The following is a 12,836-nucleotide window of genomic DNA, read 5'->3' as shown; positions in this document are numbered from 1 at the left end:
GGCGGCGGTGAGCCGCCTGGATCAGGGGCCGGTGGGCAGGTTGCAGGTGCCCGCGGTGAACGGCTGGGTCGACGTGTAGGGGTTCACGATCGTGCCCGAGGGGGCCGAGGTTTGCTGCCCCGACAGGTAAGTTTCGACGGGTTGGCTATTTGGATCGAAGTCCGGCGCGGTGGCATCGGTCGCACCGAGGCCCTGGACATGGAATGTGGCGGTGTTCGCGATGACGATGTCGAAGTAGTCGCTGGGGGTGGTCACGAACGTATTGTTCGCAATGTTGACGCAGACCGTTGCCGAGCCCGAGCCGAGGTTTTCCACCTGGACGCTATTGCCGCTGTTCGCGCTGATTGTGTTGCCGAGGATGGCGAGGTCGAGACGTGCCGTACTGCCATCCAACTGGGCAGCGATGCCGGCACCGTTGCTGAGGGTGATGGTGTTGTTCTGGATCGTCAGGGCGTTGTTGCCGCTCGCCACACCGATGTAGATGGCGTTCACCGTGGCGCTGCTCGACATGGTATTGCCGCTGATCGTGCCTTGCAGGCTGCCGCCGGACGAGGTCTGGAAACGGGAGAGATAGCCACCGTTGTTGCTTCTATGGAAAGTGTTGCCGGTGACGTTGAAGGCGACTTCTCCGCCGGTGGCATTGATATCGAGCACGACCTGCGTGCCGGTACCATTACCGCGCAGAGTGCTGTTCTGGAGCCGCAGGGTATGCGAACCGGCGGCGAAGACGCCGCGAATCGCCGCTGCCGGTTGTGCTCCCGCGGCGCCGGTGTTGACGATCTCCACCTGGTAGAACGCGGCGGAGCCGCCAAGCAGCACCGTTGCCGTGGCATTGGACGAGGTGAGGATCGGACGCACGCTGTCGATCGTGCCGCCCGTTGCCGTGATGACCGCCGAACCTCCGGAGATTCCGGTCAGCAGCAGGTTCGCCGGCGCGCCGCCGCCGCCGGCGAAGCCGAGCGTGGTGACGTCGACGCTCTGGCCATTGGCCAGCGAGATCAGGCCCCGGCCGTCCGGCAGGGTCAACGACCCGGATCCCAGATTGATCGTGTCCTGGGTGGTGTTCGCGGTCTCGTCGATCAGCACGATGATGTCCTGGCCCGAGGCGAGCGCTTCCGCGAGCGTGCCCGGGTCGGCGAAGGTGCCGGCGCCGCTGGTTTGGCTGCTGCCGACGACGAAGTAGCTCGCTCCGCCCTGCAGGTTGGAGATGTCCGTCGTGCCGAGGATCGAGCCGAAGGCCACATCCTCCAGGTCGAACGTGCCGGTCGCGGCCATGCCCGTCGTGACCACCGCGAAGCCGGTGGTGTCGATGGTGCTGGCCACGGGTGCCGAACCGTCGCCATACTGGAACCGCACGCCGTCCGCGATATTGGCGTTGGTCAGGTCGATGCCGGTCTGGACGTTGTGGATCGCGCTCGGATTGGCGATGACCACATCGGCGTTGTTGGCATAGCCGGCAAGATCGATGCCCTTCGAGCCGACGCCGCCGGTGCCGGTGATGTCCAGCGTGTTGAACGTCATCGCGCCGCGATAGGTGCTGGTGAGCCTGAGGCCCGTACCGCTGGTCAGGCCGGTGACGTCCACATCGTTGAAGCTGACCGTGCCGTTGGTGCCGGCACCCTGGATCGCCACGCCGCTCGTCGTGGTGATGGCGAGCGTGCCGGTGGTGAAGCTGACCGTGGACGTGGCATTGTTGCCAGACAGCGAAATGCCGGTCTGGGCTCCGCTGGAGATGGTGTTGTTCGAGCCGGAGAAGGTGAAAGCGGCGTTGGCGGCGCTGTTGGCGATCGACAGGCCGGTCGAGGCGGACCCGGTGAGGGTTATGTTGCCGGTCAGGTTCACCGTGCCGCCGACGGTGTTGAAGGCCATGCCGGTGCCGGTGCTGTTCGTCGAGCTGACATTGGTCGCAGTGAGGTTCAGCGTGGTGCTGCTGATGTCGAGCGCGGCGCGGTTGTTGGCTTCGATACTGCCGGCGCTCGTCGTGCCGATATTGAGCGTGCCGGTATTGCTCGCGAGAATGCCGGCCCCATTGTTGGTGGCAATCCGGTTGATCGAGCCGAAGGTGAAGCTGCCGGTGTTGTCGATCAGGCGGAGACCGCCGCCGGACTCGCCGCTATCGTCGTGGTCGATCGTGACGTTGCCGAAGTTGATCCCGCCCGCACCCGCCGTCGTGCCGCTGATGTCGACGGCATAGGTGTCGTTGCCGAGCGCGTTGTTGGTGACCAGGGATCCGGTGGCGATGGCAAGGGTGCCGCCATTGCTGACCAGTGCCCGGCCGCCCGCCGCCCCCGCGCCGCGCTGTTCGTCGTTGTAAACCAGATTGGCGAACGTGACAGACGAGCTGGAATGGTTGCCCAGCAGCACGAAGCCGGCGCCCACCGTCGCTGAGGCATTCGTGGAGTTGCGGACCTCGGTCTGGCCCTGGAAATTCGCGATAAAGCTGGCTTGCGCGTCGGTGATGTTAACGCCGCGCAGCGTCGGATTGATGATGTTGACGTTGCCGGTGACGGTGAAGCTGCCGGAGTTGTCGTTGAGGTGAATGCCGTAGGCGGCGTTGTCGGCGTTGGAGGCCGAGCCGAGGTCGAACGTGCCGAGCGAGACGGCGGCCGAGGATCCGAAAACGCGGAGGCCGCTGCCGGTGGTCCTGTTGATGCTGGAGGTGGCGACCGAGAAGGTGCCCGCGCCGCCGACGCTGGTAAGCTGGATCACGTCGCTGGTCGACGTTCCGGTCTGAGTGACCGTGTTGAACGCGACACCCGATGCGCCGATGGTCATGCCGTCGATCAGGATCGCCTGCCCGGTCGCCGTATCGATCGTGTTGGCGGAATTGGACACCGTTATGGTGCCCCCGCCCGAGGCCGAGAAGCCGGCGCCGGAGGTGGTGTCGATGTCGAGAGCGCCGGTGAAGTTGACGGTGGCGCCGGTGTTGTTGAGCAACCGGACAGCCGTATTGGCGCCGGTCGCCAGCGTGCCGAGACCGGAGAAGGTGATCGTTCCGCCGGTGTTGCTCTCGACATTGATGCCGGTCGCGCCGCTGCCGGTAAATGTGATGTCGCCGGAGAGCGCGGCCGTAGAGCCGGTTCGCGACACGACATAGACGGCCTCGCCGACGCCGCTCTGGGTGATGGCGGCGGCAATGCTGATCGCCCCGCCGCCGCCATTGATCCACACGCCCCGGCCGCCCGCGACGTTGACCGTGCCGCCGTTGACGCTCACCGCGCCGTCGCCATAGGTGTAGATGCCGTTCTGGCTGCCGGAGATGCCGACCGTCGTGAAGGTGACGGTGCCCGCATGCGTGCTGGACACGCCGAAGAAGCTGTTCGCGACATTGGCGATGGTCGCGCTGTCGAAGGCAACGGTTCCGCCGGTGCCGCCGAGAAGGACGCCGTGTCCGCCCGTGGTGCCGGCGACCGACAGGGTGCCGCCGGAAAAGGCGCCGGCATCGAGGTCGAGCGAGATAGCGTGGCCGGCAACCGTGCCGGACGCGGTGAGCGTGTCGAAATTGATGCCGCCGACGCCGGCCAACAGGTTTTCCGCATTGATCAGACGGCCGGTGTCGGTGGTGATCGATGTGGTGGCGGCCGCCGCGGTCCGCAGCGTCACGGTCGAGCCGCCGGAACTCTGCACGTCGAGACCGGTGCCGGAACTCGTGGTGATGGCGAGATCGCCGGTGAAGGTGAGGTTCAGCGTGTCGCCATTGGTCACGTCGATGTCGACACCGCCGCCGGCCGTGCCGGCATTGTTGATGACCGTGGCGCCGATGCTGAACGTGCCGACCGAATTGGTGATCAGCAAGCCGGCAGTGGTCGAGTTGGTGACGTTCAGCGTGCCGATGGTCAGTGCGTTGTTGCCGGCCGCTGTCGCATTGCCGCCCTCGACATAGACGCCCGAGCCGCTTGCATTGGTCGAGTTCACCGTGCCGAAGGTCAGGTTCATGGTCAGCGGGTCGAGGAACAGCGCGGTGCCGTTCGTCGTGTCGACCGTGCCGGAGCCGCCGCCATTCAGCGTGAAGACGGTGTTGAAGCCATTGGTCTTGGTGTCGACCTCAAGGCCGGTGCCGCCGTCGTTGAAGATGTTGAGCGTGGTGAAGCCGAGTTCGCCGGTCGTGTCGATCAGCGACAGGCCGTTGCCCGCAACCCGGTTGCCCGTGCCCTGGCCGACATTCAGCGTGCCGGCGGCAACCGCCGCGCCCGCGCCGTCGCTGTCGAAGTCGACCTTCTCGAAGCGGATGCCGCCGCCGGTGCCGTTGCCGATCACCGTGTTGTTGGCGAACGAGCGGATGCCGATCGAGCTTGCCGTCGTCGAGACGTTCTGGCCGATGACCGACACGGTCGCGGCGGACGAGCCTGTTTCGAAGGTCGTGTTGTCGATCGACAGCAGCAGGTTGTTGGCCGTGCCGGCGCCGGTTTCGGCGACCTGCAAGGCGGTGCCGGTCGAGCGGATGACGTTGGTGCCCGTCAGGTTGACGGTCAAAGTGCCCGCGCCGGCGGACGAGACGACAAGGCCAGACCCGGCGATGTCGCCGGTATCGCCATTGCCGCCCGAGCCCATCGTGATGTCGGACAGGGATACGGTATTGGCGATCGCATTGCTGTTGGCGATGCGGATGCCGCCGCCGGAGATCTGGCTGCTGGCTCCGAGCGTCAGACCCGAGATCGTGGCGTTGGCATTCTGGATGAAGACGCCGTCGCCGCCGGTCGCATCGATGGTGTTCGTCCCGGTCAGCGTGAAGGAGCCGACGCCGTCGTCGTCCTGGATGAAGATGCCGTGGGCGCCGGCGTCCGATCCGGTGCCGTTGATGTCGATATTGGTCGCGGTCACGACCGCGTCGGACCCGGCATAGGCAATGCCGAAGGCCGGTCCGGCGGCGGGGGTCGCGGTGAGCGCCGAGGTCGCCCCCGCATGACCGAGGGCGAAGGTGCCGGTGCTGTCGGAGGCGAAGGTCACCGCCGTGCCGCGCGAGGCGATCTGCAGTCCCGTGCCGGCCGTGCCGACATTCACCGTACCGTGTGATCCCGTGAACACCATGCCGAGGCCGGTGTTGTTGATGACCACGCCGTTCGCGCCGGTGCCGATGTTGAGGGTCGTGGTGGTCGTGCCGGAAGTCCCGAGGCCGACGAAGGTCTGGGTGCTGGTGGACCCGATGTCCAGATTGGAAATGGTGAGCGCGCCGGACGTGGTGAGGTTGGCGAGCGCGACGACATCTGCGGTGGCGGTGCCCGATCGTGTGAAGGCGGCATTCTGGATGGTGATGCTGCCGGCGCCCGACACACCGTCGAGACGCATGCCGGCCGCGTCGCCGGTCGAGGTGATCTGGTCGAAGCCGATGTTGCCGCCCGCCACGACGGTGGCGAGCGTCAGCGCTGCCGTCTGCGAACTGGTGATTGTGTTGCTGCCGCTCGTCGAAAAGGCCAGCGAACCGCCGGCCGTACCGTCGAGGCGCAACCCGCCGTTCAGCGTCACGCCGTCGAGAAGCACCGTGGAACTGCCCGCGGTGGTGGCGACGTCAAACGCGTAGGCGCCGGTACCCCCGCCGATGGTGCTCGATCGGATCGCCGCGTCCGAGCCCGCGCCGTAGCTCGCCAGGATGCCGGCGCCGCTGCCGGCATTGGCGATGATGACGTTCTGCAGCGTCGCATTGCCGGCGAGTTCGACCGTGTTGTTGGCACCCGAAGTCGTCAGGATCGGCCGGACGCTGTCGATGGCCGGATCGGAGGCGGTCACCGAGGTGCCGGTGTTGATGCCGGTGAGCCTCAGGCTTGCCGGCGCGCCGCCGGCCGAAAGCCCGAGCGTTGCAAGGTCGAATGTCTCTCCGCCGATCATGGCGATCAGCACCTGGCCGCCGGCGAGGTTGAGCGTGCCGTCGCCCTGCACCACCGCGTCGATCAGGTTGCTGGTGCCGTCGTCGCCGCCGGTGCGGCTGTTGTCGACGAGGATGATCGCCGAGGCGCCTGACGCCTCGGCCCCGGCAATGGTGCCTGGAGTGAGGAAACTGCCGGCTCCCGGGCCGACGCTGCCATCGGTGCCGACGACGTAGTAGCTGACGCCCTGCAGGTTGGCGACGTTGCTCGTTCCGAAGTCGACATCCTCGAAATTGTACTCGCCGGTCGCCGTGAGGCCGGTGGTGACGATGGCGACGTTGCCGCCGACTGCCGATGTGTCGATGGTGCTCGCCACCGGCGCCGAACCGTCGCCGAACTGGAACCGCACGCCATCGGCGATATCGGCATTGGTCAGGTCGACGCCGAACTGCACGTTCTGGATCGTGCTGGCCCCGGTGGTCACCACGTTCTGGCTGTTCGTATAGCCGGTCAGGTTGATGCCGCGCGATCCGGCAGCTCCGGTGCCGGTGATGTCGAGCGTCGCGAAGGTGATCTGGCCGTCGAAGGTGCCGCCGGACAGGTCGAGGCCGGTTCCGGACGCGCCGACGCCGGTGATGTCGACATCGCCGAAGGTGATAGCGCCATTGGCGCCGGTGGCGCGGATCGCCCGGCCGCTCGACCCGCTCATGGCGATGGCCGTGTCGCCGAAGCCCACGGTGCCGGAATTGCCGTCAAGGAGAAGGCCGAAGCCGGACGATGTCGCGATGTTCGTCGTGCCGAACCCGACCGCCGACGAGGTGCCGGTGATCTGGATCCCGGCTCCGAGCGTTCCCGAGACCGTCGTGGTTCCGGTGACGGTGAAGGCGCCGCCCGAAACGGTATCGAGGCCGATCGCCGGGGCGGCACCGACATCGCTGCTGTCGATCGAGGTCAGTGTAATGCCGCCGGCGCCGATACCGGTGTTGGCGAGCGACACGGTCTCGCTGTCGAGGGAGGACAGTGTCCCCCCGCCAATCCCGATCGTGCCGCCGTTCTGCACCGACAGCGCGAGCCCGCCGAACGAGGCGACGTCGAGATCGGCAAAGGTATAGTCCGCCGCCTGCCCGTTGTTGTTGATCAGGATACCAACGGAAACCCGATTGCTGGTGGTGCCGAAGTCCACGGTGCCGGTGAAGGAAACGCTGTGCGCGCCCGAGGCGCCGCTCGCGGTGAGGCCCGCGACCCCCGTGCCGCTGGCGCTGACGCTGCCGGCATGGGCGAAGCTGCCGCCGGCAAGGTCCTGAAGCTCCACGGAGGTTCCGCTCGTTGCCCCCGTCAGGTCCCAGGTGCTGCCGGCGTCGAACGAATAGGCTGCGTTGCCGCCGAAGATGCGGATCGCGGAGCCGCCCGAAATGTCGACATTCGTGCCGGTGACCGTGCCGCCGGCATTGGTGAACAGCAGGCCGCGACCGCCGCTCGCCGTCGTGATCGACAGGTTGCTCAGCGCCGTCGTGCCGCTCGTGCCGGATAGCGAGAGGGAGGTTCCGGTCGCGCCCGTCGAGACGAGGTTAGAGAGGGTGGTGCCCGAGGCGCTGCCGAGAGTGATATCTCCCGCGTTGCCCGAGAAGGAGGAATTCGAGATGGCGGTGCCAACGGACGTGCCGATGGAGATGCCGAAACCGGAAAAGTTGCGGATGATCGATTGATCCACCGTCAGTCCGGTCGATGTGCCGGACGTCCGGATACCCGTCGTGGTCGTGCCGCCGCCCTCGAGGATCACGCCGGAGATGCGGTTGCCGGTCGAGGCGAGGGTGATGATGTCGTTGCCGGCCGTCGTGGTCAGGGTCGCGGCACCGTTGCCGGTTGGGTCGGCGATGGTGAGGCCGGCCGCAGACAGCAGGATGGTCGGGGGCGCGGTGATGTTGACCGCGAGCGCCTGGCTGCCGCCCGCTCCGTCGCCGAAGCTGAGAAGCTGGACGTTGTCGAGCAGGTTCAGCGTGTCATTGGCATTGCTGCCGGCGGTGCTGATCGCCATGCCATTGTCGATCAAGACGATGATGTCGCCCGCCGCGATCGCGGCCTCCGCAGCCGCCAGGGTCATCGGGTTGGAGGCGTCCGAGCCGGAGCCGTCGCCGCCGCCGACCGCGCCGTCGGCGTCGACGAAATAGACCCGGCCCAGGCCGAACCCGTTGCCGGGGCTCGTCTGGAAGGCGATGTCACGGAAATTGTAGGTGCCGGCCACCGGGGCGCTGCCGGCGTCGATGGCGACGGTCGCCGAGATCGACGAGCCGGTGTCGGTGGTGTCCTCGCCATCGCCGAAGGTGAAGGCGAGATTGGTGGTGTTGTCGAGGAAGACGCCGGTATGGACGCCGGCGATGGAACTGGACGATCCGCCCGCCACCGTGTCGCCGAGCTGCACCGTGCCGCCGCCGAGCGCGCCGCGCAGGTCGACCGCGATGGTGCCGGCGGAGCCATTGCCGGTCACGTCGAAATCGCCGGCCGTCACGGCGGCGTTGAGCGTTGCCCCGGTCATCTCCAGACCCGTCGAGTCGCCTGAGTTCAGTGCGATGTCGAGGCTGGCGAAAGAGATGTTGCCGTCGATCGTGCCGGAAATGTCGACGGCTGCGCTCCGCGCTTCGCGCGCATTTAACGGCGACCCGGCGGGGATGAAGGCGGCGAACGGATTGCTGATCACCGTCTGGCCGAAGCTGATCGCGCCGCTGGTCGAGGTGATGCGGATCGCATCCTCGGCCGTGTTCGAGATCGTTGTCGTGCCGCCGACCGTGAAGGTGCCGCTGTTGCTGCTCAGATCGATGCCGACGGTGGCGCCGCCCGTCGAGACGTTGGAAGCGCCGGAGGTGCCGATGGTGAGAGTGTCGAACGAGAAGGCGGCGCTGGAACTGGCGACCGAGACCGCCGTCGTGGTCGTCCGCAGGAAGTTGCCGCCGCCCAGATCCAGGAAGGTCTCCGGCGCGGTGATGGTGGTGGCGCCGGTGACCGAGAAGGAGCCGGCATACTGGTTGGCGCTGAGACCCGAGCTCAGCGTCAGGCTCGACAGGGTGATGTCGCCATTGGCCACGCCGCTGCCGCTGCCGAGCCGCACGGTGCCGGCGGAGATGTCGCCGTCGACGATCCCGACTGTCAGGCCGGGATTGCCCGATCCCAGCGACAGGCCGGTGGTTATCGCATTGACGGTGTAGTTGCTGAAATCGATCCGGCCGGAATTGGCGCCGGCCGTGTTGTCGAAGAAGATGCCGTGGACAACCGTCTGTCCCGGCGTGCCGGCGGTGAAGGTGCCACCATTGACGGCCTGGATGCCGGCTGTGAACGGATCGGCGTCGAACGTGACGCCCTGGAACATCACGCCATTGCCGAAGACCGCCGGATCGAAGGAGGTGGCGTCGCCGAGCAGCGTGTTGTTGGCGAAGTTGGTGACCGTGGCCAGACCGTTGTTGGCGATGACGCGCACACCGCTGTCTTCGGTCCGGAACGTCGAATTCGAGATCGAGACGATGGCGCTGTCGTCGCCGCTCGTGGTCACGACGAGCCCGTGCTCGGTCGGTGTCAGGGTGGCGCCGGAGGCGTCGTGAGTGATGGTCAGGTTGTCGACGGACAGCGTCAGCGAGCGGGCGGCGCCGCTGTCGTTCTGGATGACGTCGAAACTGTTGAACGACGTGCCGCTGGCGACGGTGGAGAGCACGCCGCCATTGACCGAGAACGAGCCGTCGAGATTCTGCAGCACCACCGAGGACATGTTGGAATTGGTGGCATTGACCTGGTCGAGCGTCACGTCGACCGCCATTCCGGCGAGGTTGAGCGCCGCGCCGCCTGTCGCGGAGAGTGTTCCGCCGGTGATGTTGAGGGTTCCGCCGCCGCTGGCGGTGAGGGCGGCCGCGCCGCTGGTGACGATGTCGAGCCCGCCGGTGAAGGCGATGGTGGAGGCGGTGCCGGCATTGTCGAGGGTGAGGCCGCCGCCGAGCGCGGTGGTGGTGCCGAGGGAGACCTGGCCGCCGAAGGTGACGTTGCTGGTGCCCGTCGCCCCGGAGATGGTGATGCCCGAGGCGGTGCCGCCGTTGGAGGAGATCGCGCCGAAATGGCTGAAGCTGCCGCCGATGCGGCCGGTGATGGCGACGGCGGTGCCCGACCCGTTGACGATCGAACTGGCGGCGTCGAAGGAGATCGTCGCATCGCCGCCGCTGACGGCGAGCGCGCTGCCGCCGGCGATATCGACATTGCTGCCGGTGACGGTGCCGCCGGCGCCCGACAGCGACAGGGCGGTGCCGGTCGTGTTGGAGATCGCAAGGTTTGTGAGGGTCACCGCGCCGGTTGTGTTGACAAGGTCGATGCCGGCGGTGGCGGTGACGCCGGTGAGGGTGAGGCCGGCGATGCCGGAGCCGGAGATGGCGTTGCCGGCGGAACTGCCGATGAGGATGTTGCGGATGGCGTTGCCGTTGGCGAGCGACAGGGTCGCCACCGCGCCGGAGGAGTTGGTCAGCGTCGCCGCGCCCAGGCCCGTCGGATCGGTGATGGCGATGCCGCCGGCCGGCAGGTTGGCGCCGGTGATGTTGACCGGGATGACGAGGCCGGCCTCGGTGAAGGAGCGGCCCTCGCCGAACGTGTCGATGGTCTGGCCGTCGTCCAGCGTGAAGGTGAGGCCGGCGGTGTCGATCGCCGAGCCGTCATTGATCAGGATGAAGTTGACGGCGCCGAGGCTGCTGGCCTGGGCGATGGCGGTGGCGATGGAGGCGCGGTTGTCGGCGCTGGAGCCGTCGCCGGTGCCGGTGGCGGTGGCGGCGACATAGTAGTTGTTGGAGAGGCTGACGGCGAAGTTGAAGCCGCCGGTGAAGGCGGTCGAGCCGAAGGCATAGGAGCCGTTGCCGGCAACGACGCCGATGCCGTCCAGCGCATAGGTGTTGCCGGAGACGCTGCCGCCGCCGAAGGTGAAGGTGGCGCTGGGGGCCGCACCTGCCGCGCCGTTGCTGCCGAGCACGATGCCGGTGTCGACGCCCGAGATGGTGCCGCCATTGGTGATGGTGACCGCGCGGCCGTTCTGCGTGCCGGAGATGTCGATGCCGCGCGAGCCGGCCGCATCGGTGCCGGTCACGTCGAGGCTTGCCATCGTCACCGTCGCATCGCCGCCGGCAAGGTTCAGGCCCGTCCCCGACCCAAGGCCGGTGATCGCGACGGCGCCTGTCGAGATCGTCGCGCCGGTGGTGCCGGTGAGGTCGAACCCGTCGCTGGTCGTGCCCGCGCCGAGGCCGTCGATCACCGTCGTTCCGGTGAAGGCGAAGGACCCGCCGCCGGTGATCACCACACCGTCATTGCCGGTGTTGGTGGCGGTCAGGTTGCTCACATTGATGACGCCGCCATTGTTGGCGAAGGACAGCGCATCCCCGGTGACATTGGAGATGTTGATCGTCGAAAGGCTCGTCGTGCCGCTGTTGTTGGCGATCGAGACGCCGTTGGTGCCGCCGTCGATGGTGATGTTCGAGAGGGTCGCCGACTGGTTGTTCAGGAAGACCGACGTGCCGGTGATGCCGCTGAAGGTGAGGTTGCTCAGCGAGGCGCCGGTCGCGCCGGTGATGCGCACGCCGTCGACGGCGTTCTCGATCGCCAGGTTCGACAGCCGGACATTGGCGACGTTGTTACCGGCGATCACCGTCGTGCCGCCCTGCAGCGTCAGTCCCTGGATGAGGACGTTGTCGGCCAGGGTCACGGTGGTCACGCCGGGATCGCCGTCGATGGTGCCGGCGCTGCCCGAGGTCAGGAAATTCGTGGTGAGGCCGCTGGACAGGCGCACGGCGACGCTCTGGCCGCCGCCGACCAGCACCTGGCCGGATTGCAGTGTCACGCCGGAGGTGGTGACGGTGCCGTTGTCGCCGAGCACCACGACGATGCCGTCGGCGCCGGCGCTGGCGAGCGCGGCGGACAGGCTGGTCGGATCGAGGAAGCCGCCGGTGCCGCCGCCGGTGCTGTCGGCATAATAGATGCCGCCATAGCTGCGGCCGGTGGTCGGGTTGACCACCGGAATGGCGGCCTGTGCCGACGAGCGGGTGCGGGTGCCGGCGCGGATGCCCTTGTCGCGGCGCACGCCCTCGCCCATGCGCTCGCGGATCGGCGTCAGGCGCGAGGCGCGATCGTCTCCGGCCTCGACCCGGCCGGCATAGAGCGGCATGCGGAAGCGCGCCGAAGCGATGGCATCCAGCTTGTCGTGCTTGTCATAGACGAGTTCGGCGCCCAGCGTCAGGCGCGAGCCGGACAAGCCGAGCGCGTCGTTGATCCGGTATTCCACGCCGAGGCGGGCGCCGGTCTCCATCTTGTAGCCGCCGCGGTCGTAGACATAGCCGCCGACATAGGTGCGGAACTGCTGGTCACGGGCAAAGGGCGAATCGAAGAGGGCGCCGATCTCGCCGGTCAGGCCGTAGAGCAGGGCCTCCTTCCGTTCGACCAGGGCGCGCTGCTCGACGAGCTGGTTGTTGACGATGTCGACGCCGGTGGCGACGGTGCGGCTGGCAAGTTCGGTCGCGCCGCCCAGCGGGATATGCGCATTGAGCCGCAGGTCGAAGATGGAGGTGAAGGCCTCGAGGCCCAACGTGGCGCCGAGGTGGTACTTGCTGTTCTCGGTACGGACCACATCGACGAAGGCATTGGCGCCGAGCACCAGATCGTCGGCGACCAGTTCGCGGATGCCGAAGCCGACCGACATCGACCCTCGGGCATTCTCGCCATAGTCGAGGCGCAGGTCGAGGAAGACCAGGCTGTCGCCGTCCTGTCCGACGGGCATGAAGCCTTCGAGGAAGGCGGCCGATTCCGAACCGGCCTGGGCGCCGAGTTCACCCCACGCGCCCCAGTAGCGATCGATCTGGGGCGCCGCATCCTGGGCCGCCGCCGATCCGGCTCCGGCAAGCAGGGCGGCCACGCAGGATGTGGACAGCAGTTCGCGACCGGGCCCTGCGCGAAAACGGCTATGAGGAAAACGGTAGGAAATGGCCCCCTCCCAAGGTGCACGTCAACGCCTGCAAGCAATAAAAGGCA

The 12,836-nt window shown here is 67.4% G+C and carries 1 protein-coding gene; it reads right to left on the bottom strand.

What is annotated here, in order from left to right:
* Positions 1 to 21: 21 nt before the first annotated feature.
* On the bottom strand, positions 22 to 12,720 hold the full coding sequence (locus tag P2PM1_RS11400) for a hypothetical protein (protein ID WP_186399146.1): 12,699 nt from the start codon (positions 12,718 to 12,720) through the stop codon (positions 22 to 24).
* Positions 12,721 to 12,836: the final 116 nt, after the last annotated feature.

This window comes from Stappia sp. P2PMeth1, assembly GCF_900185735.1.
Lineage (GTDB): Bacteria > Pseudomonadota > Alphaproteobacteria > Rhizobiales > Stappiaceae > Stappia.
Note: the sequence above shows the minus strand (reverse complement) of the source record. Positions and strands in the feature narration are given on the sequence as shown.